A 23,267-nucleotide genomic window follows, 5' to 3' on the forward strand; every position below is an offset into this window, starting at 1 on the left:
GGGTTCACAGGGGTTGTTCCTTGTTGCGCCAGGCCAGCGCGGCGGCGTAGCCCGGCGGCGCGGCCAGCGCCATCGCTTCGATGCCGGCCCACGCGGGGACGGCGCAGTCGACGGTGAGCGCGCCGTTGGCCTCGGGGTGGATGCCGATGCTTTGCAGATGCTCGGCCATGCCGACGCCTGCCGCCTTGAGCACGGCCTCCTTGCCGACCCAGCGTCGGTAAAAGGCGCGCGGCAGGTCGGTGTCGCTGCGGATTTCGCGTTGCTCGCGTGCGGTGAAGGCCATGGCGAGCAACGCATCGGCGTCGGCCATGAGATCGCGCGCACAGGCTTCGATGTCGACGCCGACGCAACGCACGTGTGCCGGATCGGCCAGTGCGATGAGCGCGTGATCGCCAGCGTGGGAGATATTGAAGAGCGGTGCGGCGTTGTCCCCAGCGGCTTCGACGAAGGGCCTGCCGTGCGCGTCGGCGCGCAGCGGCACGTCCGCCGGACGGCAGGCGAGGTGCTGCGCGATCAGGCGGCGCACGGCGGCGCGGGTGTGGGCGAAGCGCACGCGGTCGGCGCGGCGGGCGAAGCGATGGGCGCGTGCGCGCTCGTCGGGCGTTAGGTCGGCCCAGGCATCGCCGTCCTCCGCCGCAAGGTCCAGGTCCATGCGGTGCAACGCGATGCCCTGCGGCAAGGGGTCATGCCAGGGCACGAGCCGCATCGACGCCTCCCGCCATCACCGCCGGCGCGAGGTGCCGCGCCAGCGCGGCCAGCACGGAGGTCTCGTGCTGGCGGATGAAGAAATGGCCGCCCTCGAACCAGTCGAGCGTGAAGCGCGCGTGCGCGCTCTCGGTGGCCCAGGCCTGCATGCGCCACGGGGCGATGTCGTCCTGGCGGCCAGCCAGCACATGCAGCGGCACGGACAGCGGCGTGGGATCGGTGTGCACGAAGCTGCGGCACAGGCGGTAGTCGGCGCCGAGGGTGTCGAGCGTCATGCGCAGCAGCTCGGGGCTGTTGAACAGCTCCTGGGGCGTGCCGCCCTGCTTGCGCAGGTCGGCGACGAGGGCCGCGTCGTCGGTGATGTCGAGGAAGCGGTCGGGGTCGCGCTGCGAGGGTGCCGCACTGCCGGAGACGATCAGCGCGCACGGCAATGGCCGGTGCTGCTGCCGCTGGTGCTGCGCCATGCCCCAGGCGAGCAACGCGCCCATGCTGTGGCCGAAGAGCGCGTAGTGGCCGCGCAGCACGCCTTCATGTTCGGCGCACAGCAGCGCGACCGTGCGGTCGAAGTCGTCGACGAAGTTTTCACCCAGGCGCCCGCCGCGGCCCGGCAGCTCGACCGGCACGACCTCGATCCAGCGCGGCAGCGCCCGCCGCCAGCGCAGGTACATGGTGGCGCTGGCGCCCGCGCAAGGCAGGCACAGCAGGGGCAGCGATGCCTGCATGCGCGTCAGGCGGAGGCGTTGTCGGGTTGCTGCTGCGACTGTTGCGCGGCCATCCAGTCGCGCAACGACTTGGGGCGCATGTCGGTCCACTGGGCTTCGACGTAGTCGAGCACGGTCTTCTTGTCGCCCTTGACGCCGTCGACAGCGCTCCAGCCGCCGGGCACGGCCTTCCAGTGCGGCCAGATGGAATACTGCGCTTCGTGGTTGACGAGCACGATGAAGGTCTCGTCCTCGCGGTCGAAACAGTTGGTAGACATGGGCGGTCCTCTTGATAAGTGCAATGACGGGCAGGGTTTGCCCTTGCGATACAAGACGCGCCGCGAGGCCGGGTGTTTAGTCCCCCATGCATGAAAACTGCGCACGGCAGCGCCGCGGCGGGCCCGCTGGGGAGCTGCGAAAAAAAGAGGGAGCGGGCTAGCGGGCCGCGTCTTCGGCGTCGGGCGTATGGACGTCGTGCGCGGGCGGCACCAGGCCGACGAACAGCCAGAGACGGGCCGCCTCGGCGTAGGTCTGACGATGGGCGGAATCGGCAGCGAGCCATTGCGCAAGCTCGGCGCTCGCGGCGGCATCCAGCGCGCCCTCACCGGCGTGCTGGCGGCGGACCCACGCCCAGGCGGTCTGCCAAGTGGGGTCGCTTTGCGTGTCGTTGCTGCTGCTCATCGGCCGCCATCGTAGCGCCGATGAGGGGCATCGGAAAACTCAGCCGGCCTGCACGAGGTAGCGGCAGCTTTCGAGTGCGGCGTCGGCGTCCTTGATCATGAAATTCACGAGGGTGGCGGAGCAGCCCAGGCGCGTGGCGATCTCGCGCTGGGTCAGGCCGCCGAGGCGGTTGAGTTCGAACGCGAGGCGCGTGCGCGGCGCCAGCGCTTCGAGCACGCGGTCGATGGCCACCAAGGCCTGCCGGCCGCCGAGCACGCGGTCGGGCGCGTCGTTGCTGCTGGGCAGGCTCACGAGTTCCACGTCGTCGCAGTAGGTGCGGTAGCTGGCTTCGATGGAATGGTGACGGTGGTAGTCGACCGCCACGTTGCGCACCACCTGGCAGCAATAGCCGAGCGGCTTGCGGACATCGCGCACCGAAGCGCCGTCGGCGAGCTTCAGGTAGGCGTCCTGCAGGACTTCATCGGCCAGGTCGGCGGTCCGGACGATCTTTTGCGCGACGCGCTGGAGCTGGGCGCGGTTCGCGATGAAGACTTCCCCCAGCGTGGGCGCGGACGGGGAAAGCGACAGATCCATGGGTACTCCTGACGTATTCAAGGGCAAAGATGTAAATAAGACTTATTACCATTTGAGAACGGAAGAGGGCCCTGTTTTTTCCAGTGGCACCTTTCTGTCTCTCTCCCTGCCTAGACGTTCGAGCGGCCGAAAACGAGACACCTGTAAATTTCGCCCCGGAGTGCATCTGGGAGGCCATGCAATACATGGCACAAAGTGCCCCATACTTGCACCACGGCAGAATCTATAAGTTGTTGATTTAAATGGATAAAATAGAACTTGCTGCGCACACCCCCATGATGGCGCAGTACCTGCGCCTGAAAGCCGACCATCCGGACACCCTTCTGTTCTACCGGATGGGCGATTTCTACGAGCTGTTCTGGGCCGACGCCGAAAAAGCCGCGCGCCTGCTCGACATCACGCTGACCCAGCGCGGGCAGTCCGCGGGGCAGCCGGTGGTGATGTGCGGCGTGCCTTTCCATGCGGTCGACACCTACCTCGCACGGCTCATCAAGCTCGGCGAGTCGGTGGCCATCTGCGAGCAGGTGGGTGAGGTCGGTGCCAGCAAGGGGCCGGTCGAACGCAAGGTGGTGCGGGTGGTCACGCCCGGCACGCTCACCGACGCCGAACTGCTCAACGACAAGAGCGAATCGCTGCTGCTGGCGGTGCATGCGGGCACGCGCAACTTCTGCGGGCTGGCCTGGCTCAGCGTCACCGGGGCCGAACTGCGGCTGGCCGAATGCCCGGCCGATGCGCTGGAGATCTGGATCGCACGCATTGCGCCCAGCGAGCTGCTCTACAGCGCCGAGGTCACGCCCGCTTTCGAGCAACGCCTGAAGGCCGCGCGCGCGGCCACGCCGTTCACGCTGTCGATCCGCCCGGCCTGGCAGTTCGATGGCGGCCTGGGCGAGCGCAAGCTCAGCGAGCAGATGGGCAGCCAGGGCCTTGCGGCCTGGAACGCCGAAGCGCTCGTCAATGCGCATGCCGCGGCGGCAGCACTGCTCGGCTATGCCGAACACACGCAGGGGCGCGCGCTGTCGCACGTGCAGCGCCTGTCGGTGGAGCGCGACGGCGAGCTGATCGAACTGCCGCCGACCACGCGGCGCAACCTCGAACTGGTGCAGACGCTGCGCGGCGAAGACGCGCCCACGCTGTTCTCGCTGCTCGACACCTGCATGACCGGCATGGGCAGCCGCCTGCTGAAGCGCTGGCTGCTGTCGCCGCGGCGCGACCGCCACGATGCCGAGGCGCGGCTCGAGGCCATCGGCGCGCTGCAGTCCACGGTGCTGGGCGGCACGGCCGCGCCCTGGCGCATGCTGCGCGAGCAGCTCAAGAATACGAGCGACGTGGAACGCATCGCGGCGCGCATCGCGCTGCGCCAGGTGCGCCCACGCGAGCTGGTGGCACTGCAACTCGCGCTTTCCAAGGCCGGGCAGCTCGCGCCGCTGCTGCCGCCGGCGGCCGCGCTGCTCGAGCGCATCGCCGAGCGGCTGGCACCACCGCCGGGCTGCGCGGAGCTGCTCGCGAGTGCGGTCAAGCCCGATCCGTCGGCGCTGGTGCGCGACGGCGGCGTGATCGCCACCGGCCACGATGCCGAGCTCGACGAGCTGCGCGCCATCAGCGAGAACTGCGACGACTTCCTGCTCCAGTTGGAGATTACCGAGCGCGAGCGCACCGGCATTTCGAACCTGCGCGTGCAGTTCAACCGCGTGCACGGCTTCTACATCGAGGTGACGCAGAGCGCGCTCTCGAAGGTGCCCGACAACTACCGCCGCCGCCAGACGCTGAAGAACGCCGAGCGCTTCATCACGCCCGAGCTGAAGGCTTTCGAGGACAAGGCGCTGAGCGCGCAGGACCGCGCGCTGGCGCGCGAGAAGTGGCTCTACGAACAGCTGCTCGACGCGCTGCAGCCCTCGGTGCCGGCGCTCACGCAGCTGGCGGGCGCGCTCGCCGCGCTCGATGCGCTCTGCGCGCTGGCCGAGCGGTCGCACACGCTGCACTGGCGGGCGCCGAGCTTCGTCTCGCACCCGTGCATCGAGATCCAGCAAGGGCGCCATCCAGTGGTGGAGGCGCGGCTCGCCGAAAAATCCTCGGGCGGCTTCATCGCCAACGACACGCAGCTCGGGCCGCAGCAGCGAATGCAGGTGATCACCGGGCCCAACATGGGCGGCAAGTCGACCTACATGCGGCAGGTGGCGATCGTCGTACTGCTGGCATCCATCGGCTCGCATGTGCCGGCGGCGGGCTGCCGGCTCGGGCCGATCGACGCGATCCACACGCGCATCGGCGCGGCCGACGACCTCGCCAACGCGCAGTCGACCTTCATGCTCGAAATGACCGAGGCCGCGCAGATCCTGCACAGTGCCACCGCGCAGTCGCTGGTGCTGATGGACGAGATCGGCCGCGGCACCAGCACCTTCGACGGCCTCGCGCTGGCCGCCGGCATCGCGGCGCAGCTGCACGACCGCAGCAAGGCCTTCACGCTGTTCGCGACCCACTACTTCGAGCTGACGGAGTTTCCCGCCACCCACCACTGCGCCGTCAACATGCATGTGAGCGCGACCGAGGCGGGCCGCGACATCGTGTTCCTGCACGAGATGCAGCCCGGCCCCGCCAGCAAGAGCTACGGCATCCAGGTGGCGCGGCTCGCGGGCATGCCGGCCGCGGTAGTCAACCATGCGCGGCAGGCGCTCGAGGCGCTGGAGTCGCAGCATGCGCAGACCCGCGCTCAGGTCGACCTGTTCGCGCCGCCGCCGGCCGCCGAAACGCCGATGGCCAGCGCCGTAGAATCCGCGCTGGCCGCGCTCGACCCCGACGCCATGACGCCGCGGGAGGCGCTCGACGCGCTCTATGCACTGCAAAAACTGAACGCGCGCGAACGCAGCGCCGCGTGAACCGGCATCCGCCTTGCGAGACCCCACAATGACCTACTGCGTCGGCATCAAACTCAACGCCGGGCTGGTGTTCCTCTCCGACTCCCGCACCAATGCGGGTGTGGACCACATCAGCACCTTCCGCAAGATGATCGTCTACGAGCAGCCGGGCGACCGCTTCATGGTGCTGCTGTCGTCGGGCAACCTGAGCATCTCGCAGTCGGTGCGCGAGATCCTGCAGGTCGAGGAGCTGCGTGAAACCCGCGAAGACGGCACGCTGGGCGATCCGATCACCATCTGGAACGCCAAGAGCATGTTCGACGCCACGCGCGTGCTCGGCTCGGCGGTGCGCCACGTCTACGACCGCGATGCCGAGGCGCTCAAGCATGCGGGCCTCGACTTCAACGTCTCCTTCATCTTCGGCGGCCAGGTCAAGGGCGAAGGCATGCGGCTGTTCCTGGTCTATGCGGCCGGCAACTTCATCGAGGCCACCACCGAGACCCCGTACTTCCAGGTCGGCGAGTCGAAATACGGCAAGCCGGTGCTCGACCGCGTGCTCACGCCCGAAACGCCGCTCGACGAGGCCGCCAAGTGCGCGCTCGTGTCGATGGACTCGACCATGAAGTCGAACCTCTCGGTGGGCCTGCCGCTCGACCTTGTGGTGTACGAAGCCAACAAGCTCGAGACCGACCGCGTGATCTGCATCGACCACGAAAACCCCTACTACCGCATGATGCACAACAGCTGGGGCCAGAAGCTGCGCGAGGTGTTCGACAGCATCGAGGACCCGGTGTGGGACGACGGCGCCACCGCGCATCCGCTGCGCATGCCCGTCACGCGGCACAGCCCGCTGCGCAAGATCTCGACGCCCGACGAAAAGCTCATCTGACAGCGGCTCTTCCCATGGCCCTGCCCCCGGTCGTCTTCTCGCACGGCAACAGCTTTCCTGCGAGCACCTACCGCGTCATGCTCGACAGCCTGCGCAACCGCGGCTTCGAGGTCGATGCGATCGAGAAGTTCGGCCACGACCCGAAGTACCCCGTCACCGACAACTGGCCGCACCTGGTGCAGCAGCTGGCCGACTTCGCGCAGGCGCGCGCCGACCGCGCGGGCAGCCCAGTGTTGCTGGTCGGCCATTCGCTCGGCGGCTTCCTGAGCCTGATGTGCGCGGCCGAGCATCCGGCGCTCGCCTGCGGCGTGGTGATGGTCGATTCGCCGATCCTCGGCGGCTGGCGCGCCAACACGCTCAACATGGTCAAGCGCACGCCGCTCATGAAGAGCATCTCGCCCGGCGCCATCAGCCGCAAGCGCAAGAACACCTGGGCCCACCGCGAGGCGGTGTTCGAGCACTTCCGCAGCAAGAAGGCCTTCGCCAAGTGGGACGAGCAGGTGCTGCACGACTACATCGACCACGGCACCTTCGACGGCGGCGACGACAACCGCCAGTTGAGCTTCGACCGCGACGTCGAGACCGCGATCTACAACACCCTGCCCCACAACCTGGCCGCGCTGCTGCGCCGGCATCCGCTCAAGTGCAAGGCGGCCTTCATCGGCGGGCGGCAGTCGGTCGAGATGAAGCAGGTCGGCATGGCGATGACCGAGCGGGTGACCAAGGGGCGCATCACGATGCTCGACGGCAGCCACCTGTTCCCGATGGAAAAGCCGCTCGCCACCGCGGCGGCGATCGAAGCGGCGCTACGCAACCTGCTCTGAAGCCGGCCGGCACCAGATGCCGTCGCCCACGCGCAGCACGCCGCCGCGCAGCACCCGCGCCGTCACGCCGCCATGGCCGCGCATCGCGTTGTAGCCTCCGGGGCCCAGCAGTTCCTCCATGCGCGAGCAGGGCTCGCAGGGGCCGCTGATCTCAAGCAGCACCTCGGCACCGATGGCCAGCACCAGCGGCTGGTCGGCAAACAGCGAACGCGCCGCCAGCAGGTTCAAGCCCGACACGACCAGGTTGCGCCGCAAGCCTTCTGCATCGACGCGGGGCCGGCCCACGAGCCCGGCGATCACCGGCAGGTGCTCCTGCTGAATCAGCGTGACCTGCCGCTTGCCGCCTGCGCGTGCGGCGGCGCTGCTGCGGTCGCCTTCGAGGCCCCGGCCGTCGAGCGCCCTGGCCGCTTGCACCGATTGAACCGCCACCCGGCGGGCCGGGCGCAGCAAGATCGCGTCGAGCCGGCCAGTGCGCGGGAACTGCCGCATGAGTTCGTGGAGGTCCGGCATGCGGCGATTGTCGATGATGGCCCTATTTCCGGTCGGCGAACTTTCCCCTTATCGGCGGAGGGATTGAAGGAAACAAATGATGCCAATCTGTCAAAATCCAGCAGAAACCAACTAGAACGACCTACAAACACGCGTCACATCGCAACGCTGCCGTCATGCCGGACCTGCTGCTGGAAGAAGTCGAAGCCGTGACCCTGAGCCCCCCGCTGGTAGTCCAGGACGATCCGGCCATGCGCGAGCGGCTGGCCTATGTGCTGTCGACACTGGGCTGCGACGAGCCGGAGATCGCGTGGGCCGACAGCGTTGCCGCGGCCAGGGAACTGCTCGATGCGCAGCACCGCCGCCGCGGCGCCCAGGCCTACGGCGTGGTGCTGGTCGACGTGGGCCTGCCCGGCGGCGGCGCGGTCGAACTGATCGGCTGGATGCAGACGCACCACCGGCAGGTGCCTACGGTGGCCGTGGCGGACCGGCGCATGGAGCAGATCGTCTTCGCGGCGCTGCGCGCGGGCGCGATCGGTTACCTGCTGAAGGAAAACGACGACCTCGAACTGAGCATTGCCCTGCGCAGCATCGAACAGGGTGGCGCACCGATCGACCTCACCATCGCACGCTGCATCCTGGCCTGGCTCGGGGCCAGGCCGTCGGCCGCGGCCCCCGCGACGGACGACGCACCAGTGCCCGTTGCGCTCGCATCGCAGGAGCGCAAGATCCTCGAACTCGTCTCGCAAGGCCAGAGCCATCACGAGATGGCCGAGTCGCTGTCGCTCTCCCGGCTGACGGTGGCCTGCCTCACGAAGAACATCTACCGCAAGCTGGCGGTCACCGTGCACGCCGAGGCGATGGCGTAGCGCACGGGCGCCGCCTTCAGAGCTCGAGCACCAGCCGCCCCCCGCAGGCGCGCGAGCAACAGGCCATCATCCGGGTGTGGGCGTCGCGCTCGGCGCGCGTCAGCACCACGTCGCGGTGGTCGACCTGGCCCGAGAGCACCCGCACCTCGCACGAGCCGCACAGGCCCTCCTCGCAATCGCTTTGCACGTCGACATTGGCGGCGCGCAGCGTGGCGAGCAGGGTCCGGTCCGGCGGCACGGTGAGCACGAGGCCGGAGTCCTTGAGCTCCACCTCGAACGCCTGTTCCTTCGAAGGATCGAGCGTGGCCAGGGTCGATTCGAAATGCTCGACGCGCAGCGCCCCCTCGGGCCAGGCCGCGCAGCAGTCCTCGAGCGCCTCGAGCATCCTGAGCGGTCCGCAGGCGTACACCTGCGCACCCGGCACCGGCTCGGCGAGCAGCGCGCGCAGGTGGTTGCGACGGCCCTGGTCGCCTGCATGCACATGCAGCCGCTCGCCATGCAGCGCCGCCAGTTCGTCGAGGAAGGCCATGCTGGTACGGCTGCGACCGCTGTAGTGCAGTTCGTAGTCCATGCCCAGCGCCTTCGCGCGGCGCGCCATGGCGCTCACGGGCGTGATGCCGATGCCGCCGGCGATGAAGATGGCCTTCTGCAGCGATTCGTCGAGCCGGAAGTGGTTGCGCGGGCCGCGGATGCGCAGCCGGTCGCCGGCCTTCACGTTCGCATGCACCCAGGCCGAGCCGCCGCGGCCCTCGGGCTCGTGCAGCACCGCGATCTCGAGCACGCCCGTCTCGTCGGGATCGCCGCACAGCGAATACTGGCGCGACAGCGCGCTCGAACCGCATTCCACGTCGATGTGCGAGCCGGGCGTCCAGCGCGGCAGCGGCTTGCCGTCGGGCGACACCAGCCGCAGCCCCACGATGCCGTCGGCCACGCGCGTGACGCGCTCCACCACCACGGGCCGCGTCACCGCATGCCGCGAGGGCTCGCCGATGCGCACCGGCACCTGCACCTCGCGCAGCGCGGGGTTGCGGCGTTCGGGGTTGGCGGCCGGGTCCCATTCGACCCAGAGGTGCTCGGGCCCGCGGAACGAGGTGTTCGGCACGTAGGTGAAGCGCTGCTCGGCAAGGCGCATGTGCGGCAACCGCCGGGTGAACTCCGACAGGAAGACCTGCATCTCCATGCGTGCGAGGTTCTTGCCCATGCACTGGTGCGAACCGTAGCCGAAGGTCAGGTGGTCGCTCGCGTTGTCGCGGCGGATGTCGAACAGGTCGGCATCGGCGAAGTGCCCTTCGTCGTGGTTGGCCGACGAGGTGACGATCAGCAGCTTCGAGCCGGCCGGCAGGTCCACGCCGCCGACCTGCGTGTCGCGCGTGACGAGGCGGCGCCAGGCGGCGACCGATCCGTTGTGGCGCAGGCACTCTTCCACCGCGTTCGGAATAAGCCCCGGGTCCTCGCAGAGCTCTTGCCACACGTGCGGGTGCTGCAGCAACAGCTTCATCGCATTGGCGGTCGCGTTGGCGGTGGTCTCGTGGGCGGCCACGATGCCGGCCATCATCATCGAATGCAGGTACGAGTCGGTCACGATCTCGGGATGCAGTTTCTGCTTGCGGATGCCGTATTGCATCCAGCCCGGCGCGTCCGGGTCCTGGCGCATCTTCTCGAGCACCTTGCCCGCGTACTGCCAGAAGTTGCCGACCGCATGCGCCACGGCCACCTGCTCTTCGGGCTTTGGCCGGCCCCAGGTGTTGACGGTGTGCGCGATCGAGTATTTGCGCAGCGTGTCCATGTCCTCCTCGGGCACGCCGAGGAAGTGCAGCGCGACCGTGAGCGGGATCTCCCAGAGCATCTGGTCGACCAGGTCGGCGCGGCCGTCGTCGATGAAGCGGTCGACGTAGCTGCGCGCCAGTTCGCGCACCATCGGTTCGTGATGCTTGAGCGCTTCGGGCGTGAACGGGTCCATCAGCACGCGGCGGCGCGGCATGTGCGCGGGCTCGTCCTCGTTGACCAGCGTGCGGTTCAGCGCAAAGCCGTACGAGGCGAGCACCGCATTGGCCTCGTCGCTCGTGGGCGTGATCTTCTCGAGCGCGTTCGAGGGGCTGAAGGTGATGTTGTCGCGGAACACCGCCTTGATGTCGTCGTAGCGCGTGACCACCCAGTAGCCGAGCTTCGGGCTGTAGAAGATCGGCTCCTTCTTGCGCGCCCAGCGCACGTACTCGGGCGGGTCTTGCTGGTAGCCGTCCTCGAAGGGGTCGAACTCGGCTGCACGGGCGCTCACGGGGCAGCCCGTGGGCGTGCGCTCCGACGACAGCGGCCCATGCGCGACGGGGCAACCGGAGGTGCGCGGCCTCGTCATCAGTCCAGCGTGATCTTCAGATCACGGATCAGCTTGTGCCAGCGCGTGGTCTCGCTCTTGAGCAGCGCGGCGTACTGCTGGGGCGTATTGGCCACCGGCTCCACGCCGAAGTCGATCATGCGCTTGCGCACCGCGGGCTCGTTGATGGCCGCCACCAGCTGGCGGTTGAGCGTGTTCACCACCTCGGGCGGCGTGGCCGAGGGCACCACCACGCCGACCAGCGCGGCGGCCTCGACGTTCTTGTAGCCGAGTTCGGCGAAGGTGGGCACGTCGGGCAGCTGCGGCAGGCGCGTGGGGTTGGCCACCGCGAGCGCGCGCACCTTGCCGCCCTTGATGAAGCCGGCGCCCGCGGCCAGGTCGACCATCATGGCCGGCAACTGGCCGCCCGCCACGTCGGCCAGCGCGGGCGCGGCGCCGCGGTACGGCACGTGCACCATGAACAGGCCCGCCTCGACCTTGAGCAGCTCCATCGCGAGGTGGTGCGGGCTGCCCGCACCGGCCGAGGCGTAGTTCATGCCGCCGGGCTTGGCCTTTGCCTTGGCGATGAAGTCCTTGGCCGTGGCGAAGCCGGCGTCGTTGCCGACCACGAGGATCATCGGGAACTTGCCCATCAGCGTGACCGGCGCCAGGTCCTTCGTGGGGCTGTAGCTCAGCGACTTGTAGAGCGCCGGGTTGAACACCAGCGTGCCGTTGTCGGCCGAGAGCACCGTGTAGCCGTCGGCCGGCGAGCGCACGGTCTCGGCGGCAGCCAGCGCGGTGTTGCCGCCGGGCTTGTTGTCGACCAGCACGGGCTGCCCCACTTGCGTGGAGAACGTCTGCGCCACCGTGCGCGCGAGGAAGTCGGAGCCGCCGCCCGCCGCGTAGGGAACGATCCAGCGGATCGGCTTGGACGGGAAGGCGGTCTGCGCGCTGGCGCCGGCGGCGGCCACCAGCGCCAGGGCCGCGATGCAACGAAGGAAGTGCTTTGTCATGGGAATTGCCTCGGTTTGTTCCTTATTGCGTAAGTATCATACGCATTGCGTAATCATGAACTCAGGTCTAACCCGAGGCGTCCGGCGCCCGCGCCGAGCACGTAACATCCCCGCCCACATGACCCAAGCCCCGGAAGTCCCTCCCGTTCCCGCCGCCGGCCGCGAGCGGCGCCAGCGCGTCCAGTCGGCCGAAACCGGCATGGCGGTGCTCAAGGGGCTGGCCCACCTGGGCGGCCGCAGCAGTCTCACCGCGCTGGCCGCGCACGTCGCCGAGAGCCCGGCCAAGGTGCACCGCTACCTCGCGAGCCTGATGGAAGAAGGGCTGGTGCTGCAGGACGCGGCCTCGCTGCACTACTACCTGGGCACGGCGGCGATCCAGATCGGGCTGGCGGCGATGCGCCAGGCCGACCCGATCCGCGCGGCGGAGCCCTGCCTGCTGCGCCTGCGGGAATCGCTCGAGGTGACCTGCTTCGTCGCGGTGATGGGCAACAAGGGGCCGACCATCGTGCGTTTCGAGGAACCGGGCCTGCCGGTCACGGTGAACGTGCGCGCCGGCTCGGTGATGTCGATGCTCTGGTCGGCCACGGGCCGCGCCTTCCTCGGCCTGCTCGACGAATCGCGCGTGCGCGCCCTGGCCGAACAGGAACTCGCCGAGGCACCGCCGGACATGCGCGCCACGCTCGACGCGGCCGACCCGATCGGCCAGTTGCGGCGCGAGGTGCAGCAGGCACGCTGCGCGATCGTGCGCGACACCTACTTGCGCGGCATCAGCGCAGTGGCCGCGCCGGTGGTCGACTATGCGGGGCGCGTGTGCGCGGTGCTGACGGCGCTGGGCGCCACCGGCGGCTTCGACCCGGCGATCGACGGCCCGATCGCGGGCGCAGTGCGGCGCGAGGCCGACGCCGCGAGCGCCCTGCTCGGCCACGGCGGCACAGCCTGACGGCCGCGCGCCTTGCTGTTCCTTCGCGCGCTTATTCGGCCCAGACCACCGCGCCGGTCCACGCAGTGGTCAGCACCACGATGCCGAAGGCGATGCGGTACCACGCGAACGGGATGAAGTCGTGCGTGCTGATGTACTTCAGCAGCCAGCGCACGCACAGCCATGCGCTCGCGAACGAGAACACCAGGCCTACGGCAAACATCGGGATGTCGGCCATCGTCAGCAGCGCCCGCTCCTTGTAGAGGCTGTAGGCGCCGGCACCGATCAGCGTGGGGATCGCCAGGAAGAACGAGAAATCGGTGGCCGCCTTGCGCGACAGGCCCAGCAGCATGCCGCCGATGATGGTCGAGCCGCTGCGGCTGGTGCCCGGGATCATCGCGAAACACTGCACCAGGCCGACCTTGAGCGCATCCCACATCGTCATGTCGTCGACGTGCTCGACGCGCACCGAACCGGGCGGGCGCTTCTCGGCCCACAGGATGATGAAGCCACCGATGATGAAGGTGCTGGCCACCACCACGGGCGTGAAGAGGTGTTCCTTGATCATCTTGCCGAACACCAGGCCCAGCACCACCGCCGGCAGGAAGCCCAGCACCACGTTGATGGCCAGGCGCCGCGCCTTGGGCTGGCGCGGCAGCGCCACGATGGTCGAATGGATCTTCTGCCAGTACACCAGGATCACCGCGAAGATCGCGCCGGTCTGGATGGCGATGTCGAAGACCTTGGCCTTCGCGTCGTCGAAGCCGAGCAGCGCGCCCGCAAGAATCAGATGCCCGGTCGACGAGATCGGCAGAAACTCGGTCAGCCCTTCGACGATGCCCATGATGGCGGCCTTCACCAGCAAAACGATGTCCACGCTTACTCCTTTAAAGAGCCGCAATTATGGCGAGGCATGGCGACAGGCCCTTCGGCCGGCCCCCGGGCGCCGCGGGGATTAGCCGGCCGCTTGACGCGTGCGCTGTCGCAGCGCCCGCACCGCGCTGTCGACCGTGGTGAGCACGGGCAGTCCGCTGGCCGCTTCGCAGGCGCTGCGCGCACGCGCCATGCTGAACTGCGCGAGCGCGATGCGGGTGCAGCCGCGCGCGCGCAACGCGGCGGCCTGGGCGGCGACCAGCGCATCGTGGCGCGCGGTGTCGCCGGCGTCGAGCGCTTCGAGTGCGCCTTCGGCCAGCACCGGCTCGAGCGCGGTCCCGGCCGGAAACTCGGACGGCATCGAGGCCAGCGTCGGCGCAAAGGTGGCGATGAGCCCGAGCCGGCCCGACGCGCCCTGCACCGCCTCGGCCACCATGGCTTCGTTCGGCTTGAGCACCGGAATGCCCGCATGCCGCCGGGCCACCGCTTCGATGCACGGCCCGAAGGCCGAGCAGGTGAAGAGGATGCCCTCGGCCCCCGCATCGACCGCGTACTGCGCGAGCCGCTGGAAGCGCTCGTGCATCGCGGCATCGAGCCCCTGCCCGCTGCGCGCCAGGTCGGCCGAGAGACTGTCGTCGAGCAGGTTCATGCGCCGGGCCTCGGGCCAGTCGCGCTCGAAGGCGGCGTTGATGGGCGCCACGGAATGCGCCAGCGCGTGGATCAGGGCGATGCGGGTCATGCGGCCGAATTATCATTGGAATACATGTTTCACCCAACCGCGAATGCGCTTGCGTTCCGGTACATTTGTTCCAATGACGATTGCCAGAGACCAGATCCGCCAACGCTTCAACGAACTGAGCCCCGCGCTGCAGCAGGTGGCGCGCTATGTGCTCGACCATCCGAACGAGGTCGTCACGGCCTCGATGCGCAGCGTGGGTGCGCGCGCGCAGAGCACGCCCGCCACGCTGGTGCGCTTTGCGCAGCAACTGGGCTATGCGGGCTGGCCCCAGCTGAAGGAAGCCTTCGCGGGCGACATGGGGCTCGGCTCCGACCTTTTTGGCGGACATGCGAAGCAGCTCGTCGGCCGTGTCCAGAACCAGGGCCTCGCGGGTGAGATCTTCGAAGTGCAGCGCCGCAACCTCGAAGCCACGCACCGGCAATGCGCCGACGCGCTGCGCAAGGCATGCGTGCTGCTCGAGAAGGCGGGCGCGGTGCATGCCGCGGGCTTCCGCGCCTGCTTTCCGATCGCGTTCTCGTTCGTCTATGCGTACCGGCTGTTCCGCACCGGCGTGCACCTGGTCGACGGCCCGGGCGGCTCGCTCGAGATGCAGCAGCGCGCCTTCGCCAAAGGCGATGCGTTGGTGGTCGCCAGCTTCGCGCCCTACTCGCGCGAGGCGCTGCAGGTGGCCCAGGCCGCCAAGGCAGCGGGGCTGCGCATCGTCGCGCTGACCGACAGCACGGCATCCCCGCTGTCGTTGCTCGCCGACGAGACGTTGCTGTTCACGATCCAGAGCCCGTCGTTCTTTCCTTCGGTCGCTGCGGGCGTTGCGCTGGCCGAAGCACTGGTCGAGCTGCTCGCGAGCCGCGCCGGCAAACCGGGCATGCGGCGCATCGACGAGGCCGCGGCGCAGCTGTTCGAGTCGGGCGCCTACCTGCGCCCGCGGAGCCCGCGCGCCTAGGGCGCCGAGGCGCCGGTCCAGCCGGCCTGCCATCCGCCGCCCAGCGCCTGGATCAGCGCGACGGCGGCGGTCTGCCGATCGACCTGCACCTGCACCAGCGCGCGGCGCGCATTGAGCGCGGCCGCCTGTGCGGTCACCACTTCGGTGTAGCCGGACTGGCCCGCACGGTAGCGGTTGAGAAACTGCTGTTCGGTCCTGTCGGCGGCGGCCGAGGCCTCGCGCCGCAGGCCTTCCTGCTGCGCGAGCGCCGCGCCGGCCGTGAGCTGGTCTTCGACCGCCTGGAACGCGCCCAACACCGTCTGGCGGTAGCGCGCCACGCTCGCGTCGTGGGCCGCCCTGGCCGAATCGACCGACGCGCCGATCGCACCGGCGTCGAACACCACCTGCGCCACCGACAGCCCCAGCGCCCAGAGCATGTTGGACGCATCGAACAGGTCCTTCACGCGGCTCGCGTTGCCGCCGACCGAGGCGCTGAGGCTGAAGCTCGGAAAGTAGGCCGAACGCGCGATGCCGATCTGCGCATTGGCCGCGGCCACCGCGCGCTCGGCCGCCGCGATGTCGGGCCGGCGCTGCAGCAGCGTCGACGGCACGCCGGTCGGGACGCCGGGCACGGTGGGCGTCCAGCGCGCGGGCGGCAAGCTGAAGTCGGCCGGCGCCACGCCGACGAGCATGGCGATGGCATGCTCGAACGTGGCGCGCGTGCGCTGCAGGCCCACGCGCTCGGCCTGCGCATTGACGAGCTGCGTCTGCGCCTGCAGCACGTCGGTCTGCGCCGCAATGCCGGCCGCATAGCGGTTGCTCGTGATCTCGAAGGCGCGCTGGTAGCCTTCGATGGTCTGGTCGAGCAGCACGATCTCGGCGTCGGTTTCGCGCAGCGAGAAATAGTTGGTGGCCAGATCGCCGACGGCCGAGAGCCGCGCCGAGGCCAGGTCGGCCTCGCTGGCCTGCGCGTTGGCCTGGGCGCTGCCCACGGCCTGCCGCAACCGGCCCCAGACGTCGGGCGCCCAGTCGACGCCGAGGTTGGCTGCGAAGGCGCTCGACGCATTGCTGCTGCCTCCGAGGTTGCCGCTGCGCCGGCCGCTGCCGTCGATCGCGACCGACGGGAACAGCGCCGCGCGTTCGCCGCGCACCAGTGCGCGGGCCTGGGCGAAGTTGGCCACGGCCGCGGCGATGTTCTGGTTCGAGACGTTCACGCGCGCGGCGAGCTCGTCGAGCGTGGGGTCGGCAAAGAGCTTCCACCATTCGCCGCGGTCGAGCGCGTCGGCCGGCGCGGCGGGCAGCCAGCCGTCGGCGGCCGGCTGCTCTTTCCAGCCCGCGGGCATGACCGCAGCGGGCGCCTGGTAGGCAGGCCCCACGGCACAGCCGGCCAGCACCGCCGCCAGGGCGAGCGCGGACAGCGAAAGGATGCGGGGGCGGCGATGTGTCATGGCAGGGTCTCGTTCATTCTCTTCAGGTCTGCGCGCCGGCCGCGCGGCTCAGGTGCCGCTCGTTGCCCGAACGCCGCCGCAGCTTGTCGAGCAGCACGTAGACCACCGGCGTGGTGAGCAGCGTGAGCAGCTGGCTCGCGACGAGGCCGCCGATGATCGCCACGCCGAGCGGCTGCCGCAGTTCGGCGCCCTGGCCAAAGCCGACGGCGAGCGGCAGCGCGCCCAGGGCGGCGGCGAGCGTGGTCATGAGGATCGGGCGGAAGCGCAGCAGGCAGGCTTCGCGCACCGCTTCCACGGCCGAGATGCCGCGCGCGCGCTCGGCCTCGAGCGCGAAGTCGATGATCAGGATCGCGTTCTTCTTCACGATGCCGATCAAAAGGAACAGCCCGATCAACGCGATGATCGAGAACTCCATGCGGAACAGCAGCAGCGCGAGCACGGCGCCCACGCCGGCCGAGGGCAGCGTGGTCAGCACGGTGACCGGGTGCACCAGGCTCTCGTAGAGCACGCCCAGCACGATGTAGATGACAACGATGGCCGCCAGGATCAGCGCGAGCTGCTGCCCCTGTGACTGCTGCGCCGCGAGCGCCGTGCCCTGGAAGCTGCCGCGCACGTTGGTGGGCATGGCGATGTCGGCCTCGGCCTGCGCCACGATGCGGCGCGCATCGTCCAGCGTGGTGCCCTCGCTCAGGTTGAACGAGACGGTACTCGCCAGCTCGGTGTCCTGGTGATCGATGGAACTCGGCACCGCGCGCTCGCTGACCTTGGCGATGGCCGAGAGCGGCACCATCTGCGTGGTGTTGGCCGCCAGCGCCTGGCCTGTGGAGGCCGTGCGCAGGCCCGGGTTGGCCGAGGTGGTGGTCGAAGTGCCGGTGCTCGCGTCGGTGTGGCTGGCGAGCGAACTCACCGTGGCCGCACCGTTCGCGCTGGTGGCTGCGGTGAGCGTCGACGGCACGTACAGGTCCTTCAGCACCACGGGCGCACGCTGGTAGCGCGGCGCCCATTCCATGATGACCGAGTACTGATTGAGCTCGTCGTAGATGGTGGCGACCGAGCGCTGGCCGAAGGCGTTGTAGAGCGCGGCATCGACCGCGCTGGCGGTCACGCCGAGCCGTGCCGCGCTGTCGCGGTCGATCTCGACGAAGGTCTCCACGCCGTTGTCCGATTGGTCGCTGTCGACGTCGGTCAGCGCAGTCTCCTGGCGCAACCGGTCGGCGAGCCTCGCGGTCCAGGTGCGCAGGTCGCCCAGGCTGTCGCCCTTCAGCGTGTACTGGTAGGTGGAGTTGCTCGAGCGCCCGCCCATGCGCAGGTCCTGCACCGGGCTCAGGAACACGCGCAGGCCGGTGAGCTGGCCCAGCTGCGGCCGCAGCCGGGCGATGACCGTGGCGGTCTTCTCCTTGCGCTCGGAGGCCGGCTTGAGGTTGACGAACATGAAGCCGCCGCCCGAGCGGCTGCCGCCCGAGAAGCCCACCACGGTGTCGACCGCCGGGTCCTTGTGGATGATGTCGACCGCCTGCCGCAGCTTCTCGGCCAGTGCCACCGACGAGATGCTCTGGTCGGCACGCAGGCCCGCGTTGAGCTGGCCGTTGTCCTGCTCGGGGAAGTAGCCCTTCGGAATGGCGGTGAACAGGTACACGTTGAGGCCGACCACCGCGAGCAGCAGCACCATGACCACGGCCTTGCTCGCCAGCGCCCAGTCGAGGCTGTAGGCGTAGGTGCGCAGGCTCCACTGGTAGCCGCGCTCGGCCATGCGCGCGAACCGGCCGGGCGGCTTGCCGCCGGGCGTCTCGGGCCGCAGCAGCATGGCGCACATCATCGGCGTGGTGGTGAGCGAGATCACCAGCGAGATCAGCACCGCGACCGACAGCGTGACGGCAAACTCGCGAAACAGCCGTCCGATCTGCCCGTCCATGAACAGCAGCGGAATGAACACCGCCACCAGCGACAGGCTGATCGACAGCACGGTGAAGCCCACCTCGCGCGCGCCGCGCAGCGCGGCCTCCATGCGGCCCACGCCGGCCTCGATGTGGCGGCTGGTGTTCTCGAGCACCACGATGGCGTCGTCCACCACGAAGCCGGTGGCCACCGTGAGCGCCATGAGGCTCAGGTTGTTGAGGCTGTAGCCCAGCAGGTGCATCACGCCGAAGGTGCCGAGCAGCGACACAACGGTGGCCACCGCGGGAATGATGGTGGCGCGTGCGCGGCGCAAAAAGAGGCCGACCACGAGCACCACCAGCACGATCGAGATCATCAGCGTGGCCTCGATCTCGCGCAGCGACGCGCGGATGGAGTTGGTGCGGTCCGAGGCCACCTGCACCTCGATGTCCTGCGGCAGCTGCGCACGGAGCTCGGGCAGCAGCTCGCGCACGCCGTCGACCGTCTCGATGATGTTGGCACCGGGCTCCTGCGTGACCAGCACGATCACCGCCGGCTGCCCGTTGAACAGGCCCAGCGTGCGCGTGTTCTCCACGCTGTCGATCACGCGCGCCACGTCGCCGAGGCGCACGGCCGCGCCGTTGCGCCAGGCGATCACCATGTCGCGGTATTCCGCCGCATGGCGCCCCGGCGCGGGCGTGTAGATCTGGAGCCGGCGCTCGTCGCCCTCGATCGCGCCCTTGGGCCGGTTGGCGTTGTTGGACTGGATCGCGGCGCGCACGTCCTCGGTGCTGATGCCGTAGCGGTTGAGCGAGAACGGCTCGAGCTCGACGCGCACCGCGGGCAGCGAGCCGCCGCCGATCTCGACCTCGCCCACGCCATCGACCTGCGAGAGCTTCTGGCTCACGATGTTCGACACGGCCTCGTAGATCTGGCCCGGCGTGCGCGTCTTCGACGTCAACGCCAGGATCGCGATCGGCGCGGCGGTCGGATTGCGCTTGCGGTAGGTCGGGTTGCGCCGCAGCGTGGCGGGCAGGTCGGCGCGCGCCGCGTTGATGGCGGCCTGCACCTCGCGCGCAGCGCTGTCGATGTTGCGCGACATGTCGAACTGCAGGCTGATGCGCGTCGAGCCGTTCGAACTGGTCGAGGTGAGTTCGTTGACGCCCGCGATCACGCCGAGCCGGCGCTCGAGCGGCGTCGCCACGCTCGACGCCATGGTGCTCGGGCTCGCCCCCGGCAGGCTGGCCGTGACCGAGATGGCCGGGTAGTCGACCTGCGGCAGCGGCGACACCGGCAGCGCGAAAAAGGCCGCGATGCCGGCCAGCGCAATGCCGACGGTCAGCAGCACCGTGGCGATTGGACGCTCGACGAAGGGCCGCGACAGGTTCATTCGGCCACGGCCTCCCGCTGGCGCCCGAAGCGGCGGCCCAGCCGGTCGAAGGCCAGGTAGACCACCGGCGTGGTGAACAGCGTGAGCACCTGGCTCACCACCAGCCCGCCGAAGATCGCAAGGCCGAGCGGCCGGCGCAGCTCGGCGCCCTCACCCCAGCCGAACATCAGCGGCAGCGCCGCGAACAGCGCCGCCAGCGTGGTCATCAAGATGGGTCGGAAACGCAGCAAGGCCGCCTGGTGGATGGCCTCCTGCGGCGACTTGCCTTCGCGCCGCTCGGCGTCGATCGCGAAGTCGATCATCATGATCGCGTTCTTCTTGACGATGCCGATCAGCAGGATGATGCCGATGATGCCGATCACGCCCAGGTCGTTGCCCGTGAGCATGAGCGCGAGCAGCGCGCCCACGCCGGCCGAGGGCAATGTCGAAAGGATGGTCAGCGGATGGATGTAGCTCTCGTACAGCACGCCGAGCACGATGTACACGCACACCACGGCCGCAAGGATGAGCCACAGCTGGTTGGTGAGCGACTTCTCGTACGCGCCAGCGGCACCCAGGAAGGTCATGGTCATGCTCGCGGGCATGCCGATCTCCTTGGCGGCCGCGCGGATCGCCGCAACCGACTTGCCGAGCGCCACGCCCTGGGCGGTGTCGAAGCCCACCGTGGCCGAAGGGTACTGCGCCACGTGGGTCACCGCCAGCGGCGCGGGCTGTTCGCGCACGGTGGCGATCGACGACAGCGTGGTGGCCGCACCGCTGCCGGTGCGCAGCTGCAGGTTGCCGAGCAGCTGCGGCGACGACAGCGCCTCGCGCTGGGCCTCGAGGATCACGCGGTACTGGTTGGTCTCGGTGAAGATGGTCGAGACGATGCGCTGGCCGAAGGCGCTGTAGAGCGTGTCATCCACCGAACTGGCCGTGATCGACAGGCGCGAGGCGGTGTTGCGGTCGATGTCCACGTAGGCCGCGAGCCCCGTCGCGCCGGCGGTGGTGGTGGCATTGCGCACCAGCGGCTCGGCGCGCAGCCGCTCGGCCAGCTTCTGGGCCCAGGTGTCCACCGTGGTGGTGTCCACGCCTTCGAGCGAAACGCGGAATTCGGTCGGCCCGGTTTCGGCATCGATGGTAAGGTCCTGCGTGGGCTGCAGGTAGAGCGTGACGCCCGCCACGGCGCGCACGCGCTCGCGCAGGCGCTGCATCGTGGCCTCCTGGTCGCCGCGATCGGGCCGCATGTTGATGAGCATGCTGCCGGTGTTGAGCGCGGTGTTGTTGGCCGCGTCCACGCCGACCACCGAGCTCACGCTCGCCACCTCGGGGTCGGCCAGGATCGCGTCGGCGGCCTGCAATTGCAGCGCGGCCATGCGCGTGTACGAGACATCCTGCGCGGCCTCGATGCGCGCCTTCAGCTGGCCCGTGTCCTGGGTCGGAAAGAGGCCCTTCGGAATCACCGCGTAAAGCAACACGGTGAGCGCCAGCGTGGCAACGGCCACCACGAGCGTGAGCGGCTGGTGCCGCAGCACCCAGATCAACCACACGTCGTAGCGCGCGATGACGCGGTCGAAGAAGCGCTGCACGCTCGCGCCAAAGCGCCCGCCCTCCTCCGCCTGCGGCCGGAGCCAGCGCGCCGACATCATCGGCACCAGCGTGAGCGAGACCACGGCGGAAATCAGGATGGTGATCGCCAGCGTGACGGCGAACTCGCGGAACAGCCGGCCGACCACGTCGCCCATGAACAGCAGCGGGATCAGCACCGCGATCAGCGACACCGTGAGCGAGATGATGGTGAAGCCGATCTGCGTGGCGCCCTTGATCGCGGCCTTGAACGGCGGGTCGCCCTCCTCGAGGTAGCGAGCGATGTTCTCGATCATCACGATCGCGTCGTCCACCACGAAGCCAGTGGCGATCGTCAGCGCCATCAGGCTCAGGTTGTTGAGGCTGTAGCCCAGCAGGTACATCAGCCCGCAGGTGCCGATCAGCGAGATCGGCACCGCGAGGCTCGCGATGACCGTCGCGCGCACGCTGTGCAGGAAGAAGAAGATCACCAGCACCACCATCACCACCGCCAGCGCCAGCTCGAGCTGCACGTGCGAGACCGAAGCGCGGATGCCGGTGGTGCGGTCGCTCAGCACCTCGACCTTGAGCGAGCCAGGCAGCGAGGCCCGCAGTTCAGGCAGCTGCTGCTTGATCGCTTCGACGGTGCCGATCACGTTCGCGCCCGGCTGGCGCTGCACGTTCAGGATGATCGCCGGGTACATGCCTGCCCCCACGCTCGGCACTGGCGTGTCCTCGCTGCCCCCCGAGGGGGCGCTCGCCGCCTTGGGGCGGCCCGGCGGCGGCTCGGCCGGTGCCGACGCATCCTCGCCGCGCAAGCCTGCCCAGGCGCCGAGCTGCGTGTTCTCGGCCCCGTCGACCACGCGCGCCACGTCGGTCATGCGGATGGGCGCGCCGTTCTTCCAGGCGACGATCAGGTTCTTGTAGTCGTCCGCCGCGAGCAGCTGGTCGTTGGCGTTGATGGTGTAGGCCCGCTGCGGCCCGTCGAAGCTGCCCTTGGCGCTGTTGGCGTTGGCTGCGCTGATGGCGCTGCGCAGCGTGTCGAGGCCGATGCCCACCGACGCGAGCGCATTGGTGTCGGCCTGGATGCGCACGGCCGGGCGCTGCCCGCCCGAGAGCGACACCAGCCCGACGCCGCCGACCTGGCTGATCTTCTGCGCGAGCCGCGTGTTCACAAGGTTCTGCACCTCGGTCAGCGGCATGGTCCCGGAACTGACGGCCAGCGACAGGATCGGTGCGTCGGCTGGATTGACCTTGGCATACACCGGCGGCGCCGGCAGGTCGGCCGGCAACAGCGAGCCGCCGGCATTGATGGCGGCCTGCACCTGCTGCTCGGCCACGTCGAGCGTCTCGTCGAGCGCGAACTGCAGCGTGACGATCGAGACGCCCGCAGAGCTGACCGAACTCATGCGGTTGAGCCCCGCCATCTGGCCGAACTGGCGCTCGAGCGGTGCCGTGACGGTGCGGCTCATGACCTCGGGGCTCGCGCCCGGATAGAGCGTCTGCACCTGGATGGTCGGGTAGTCGACCTGCGGCAGCGCGGCCAGCGGCAGCAGCCGCAGGCCCACGAAGCCGGCCAGCACGATGGCCAGCATCAGCAGTGCCGTGGCCACCGGCCGTTCGATGAAGGGACGGGACGGGCTCATCGCGCG

19 protein-coding genes are annotated in these 23,267 nt (G+C 69.3%); 6 read left to right on the top strand and 13 right to left on the bottom strand.

Going from position 1 to position 23,267, the window contains the following annotated elements; all coding sequences use genetic code 11:
- Window positions 1-4: 4 nt before the first annotated feature.
- From AC3A6G_RS02485 to AC3A6G_RS02505, 5 genes are all read right to left on the bottom strand, one after another.
- Window positions 5-706, bottom strand: a complete 702-nt coding sequence (locus AC3A6G_RS02485) for a 4'-phosphopantetheinyl transferase family protein (RefSeq protein WP_487863982.1) — start codon at window positions 704-706, stop codon at window positions 5-7.
- A complete protein-coding gene (locus AC3A6G_RS02490) occupies window positions 684-1,427 on the bottom strand; it encodes a thioesterase II family protein (protein ID WP_487863983.1) in 744 nt (247 codons plus the stop codon). Before AC3A6G_RS02490 ends, AC3A6G_RS02485 begins: the two co-directional genes overlap by 23 nt.
- A gap of 5 nt (window positions 1,428-1,432) precedes the next feature.
- Complete coding sequence (locus AC3A6G_RS02495; protein ID WP_487858121.1) at window positions 1,433-1,684, bottom strand: MbtH family protein; 252 nt, start codon at window positions 1,682-1,684, stop codon at window positions 1,433-1,435.
- Between the two features lie 157 nt (window positions 1,685-1,841).
- Window positions 1,842-2,087 (bottom strand): DUF4880 domain-containing protein, encoded by a 246-nt coding sequence (locus AC3A6G_RS02500; protein ID WP_487858122.1) that lies wholly within the window; start codon window positions 2,085-2,087, stop codon window positions 1,842-1,844.
- Window positions 2,088-2,126: 39 nt separating this feature from the next.
- Window positions 2,127-2,660 carry a sigma-70 family RNA polymerase sigma factor gene (locus tag AC3A6G_RS02505; RefSeq protein ID WP_487863984.1) on the bottom strand — a complete coding sequence of 178 codons (534 nt, stop codon included), beginning with the start codon at window positions 2,658-2,660 and terminating at the stop codon, window positions 2,127-2,129.
- A 275-nt stretch (window positions 2,661-2,935) separates the two neighbouring features.
- Here AC3A6G_RS02505 and mutS point away from each other — a divergent pair, with 275 nt between their 5' ends.
- Genes mutS through AC3A6G_RS02520 form a run of 3 tightly spaced genes read left to right on the top strand, consistent with a single transcriptional unit; the run spans window position 2,936 to window position 7,225 of the window.
- The gene (gene mutS, locus AC3A6G_RS02510; RefSeq protein WP_487872968.1) at window positions 2,936-5,533 is read left to right on the top strand and encodes a DNA mismatch repair protein MutS; all 2,598 of its coding nucleotides are present in this window, start codon (window positions 2,936-2,938) and stop codon (window positions 5,531-5,533) included.
- A 28-nt stretch (window positions 5,534-5,561) separates the two neighbouring features.
- Window positions 5,562-6,401, top strand: a complete 840-nt coding sequence (locus tag AC3A6G_RS02515; RefSeq protein ID WP_487863986.1) for a proteasome-type protease — start codon at window positions 5,562-5,564, stop codon at window positions 6,399-6,401.
- Between the two features lie 14 nt (window positions 6,402-6,415).
- On the top strand, window positions 6,416-7,225 hold the full coding sequence (locus AC3A6G_RS02520; RefSeq protein WP_487872969.1) for an alpha/beta hydrolase: 810 nt from the start codon (window positions 6,416-6,418) through the stop codon (window positions 7,223-7,225).
- Here the strand turns inward: AC3A6G_RS02520 and AC3A6G_RS02525 are convergent.
- Window positions 7,208-7,735: an MOSC domain-containing protein gene (locus tag AC3A6G_RS02525; RefSeq protein ID WP_487872970.1), complete on the bottom strand. Its 528-nt coding sequence runs from the start codon at window positions 7,733-7,735 to the stop codon at window positions 7,208-7,210. The two genes, AC3A6G_RS02520 and AC3A6G_RS02525, sit on opposite strands and share 18 nt — an antisense overlap.
- Before the next feature lie 155 nt (window positions 7,736-7,890).
- Here AC3A6G_RS02525 and AC3A6G_RS02530 point away from each other — a divergent pair, with 155 nt between their 5' ends.
- Window positions 7,891-8,583: a response regulator gene (locus AC3A6G_RS02530; protein ID WP_487872971.1), complete on the top strand. Its 693-nt coding sequence runs from the start codon at window positions 7,891-7,893 to the stop codon at window positions 8,581-8,583.
- Between the two features lie 16 nt (window positions 8,584-8,599).
- On the opposite strand, the gene AC3A6G_RS02535 is transcribed toward AC3A6G_RS02530, so the two are convergent.
- Both AC3A6G_RS02535 and AC3A6G_RS02540 read right to left on the bottom strand, forming a co-directional pair.
- On the bottom strand, window positions 8,600-10,936 hold the full coding sequence (locus AC3A6G_RS02535; protein ID WP_487872972.1) for a cytochrome P450: 2,337 nt from the start codon (window positions 10,934-10,936) through the stop codon (window positions 8,600-8,602).
- A complete protein-coding gene (locus AC3A6G_RS02540; protein ID WP_487872973.1) occupies window positions 10,936-11,907 on the bottom strand; it encodes a Bug family tripartite tricarboxylate transporter substrate binding protein in 972 nt (323 codons plus the stop codon). Before AC3A6G_RS02540 ends, AC3A6G_RS02535 begins: the two co-directional genes overlap by 1 nt.
- Before the next feature lie 118 nt (window positions 11,908-12,025).
- Between AC3A6G_RS02540 and AC3A6G_RS02545 the strand changes: the two genes are divergently transcribed.
- Complete coding sequence (locus tag AC3A6G_RS02545; protein ID WP_487872974.1) at window positions 12,026-12,847, top strand: IclR family transcriptional regulator; 822 nt, start codon at window positions 12,026-12,028, stop codon at window positions 12,845-12,847.
- Between the two features lie 31 nt (window positions 12,848-12,878).
- Here AC3A6G_RS02545 and AC3A6G_RS02550 read toward each other — a convergent pair whose 3' ends face one another.
- Both AC3A6G_RS02550 and AC3A6G_RS02555 read right to left on the bottom strand, forming a co-directional pair.
- The gene (locus AC3A6G_RS02550) at window positions 12,879-13,703 is read right to left on the bottom strand and encodes an undecaprenyl-diphosphate phosphatase (RefSeq protein ID WP_487858132.1); all 825 of its coding nucleotides are present in this window, start codon (window positions 13,701-13,703) and stop codon (window positions 12,879-12,881) included.
- Window positions 13,704-13,781: 78 nt separating this feature from the next.
- Window positions 13,782-14,438: an aspartate/glutamate racemase family protein gene (locus AC3A6G_RS02555; RefSeq protein ID WP_487858133.1), complete on the bottom strand. Its 657-nt coding sequence runs from the start codon at window positions 14,436-14,438 to the stop codon at window positions 13,782-13,784.
- Between the two features lie 73 nt (window positions 14,439-14,511).
- On the opposite strand from AC3A6G_RS02555, the gene AC3A6G_RS02560 reads away from it, so the two are divergent.
- Complete coding sequence (locus tag AC3A6G_RS02560; RefSeq protein ID WP_487872975.1) at window positions 14,512-15,378, top strand: MurR/RpiR family transcriptional regulator; 867 nt, start codon at window positions 14,512-14,514, stop codon at window positions 15,376-15,378.
- Here the strand turns inward: AC3A6G_RS02560 and AC3A6G_RS02565 are convergent.
- The 3 genes from AC3A6G_RS02565 to AC3A6G_RS02575 are packed head-to-tail and all read right to left on the bottom strand — an operon-like array spanning window position 15,375 to window position 23,261.
- Window positions 15,375-16,805: an efflux transporter outer membrane subunit gene (locus AC3A6G_RS02565; protein WP_487872976.1), complete on the bottom strand. Its 1,431-nt coding sequence runs from the start codon at window positions 16,803-16,805 to the stop codon at window positions 15,375-15,377. The two genes, AC3A6G_RS02560 and AC3A6G_RS02565, sit on opposite strands and share 4 nt — an antisense overlap.
- Before the next feature lie 22 nt (window positions 16,806-16,827).
- On the bottom strand, window positions 16,828-20,070 hold the full coding sequence (locus tag AC3A6G_RS02570; RefSeq protein ID WP_487872977.1) for an efflux RND transporter permease subunit: 3,243 nt from the start codon (window positions 20,068-20,070) through the stop codon (window positions 16,828-16,830).
- Window positions 20,067-23,261, bottom strand: coding sequence for an efflux RND transporter permease subunit (locus AC3A6G_RS02575; RefSeq protein WP_487872978.1), 3,195 nt, complete (start codon window positions 23,259-23,261; stop codon window positions 20,067-20,069). Before AC3A6G_RS02575 ends, AC3A6G_RS02570 begins: the two co-directional genes overlap by 4 nt.
- Window positions 23,262-23,267: the final 6 nt, after the last annotated feature.

The organism is Variovorax sp. Soil_C_26, from assembly GCF_057657075.1.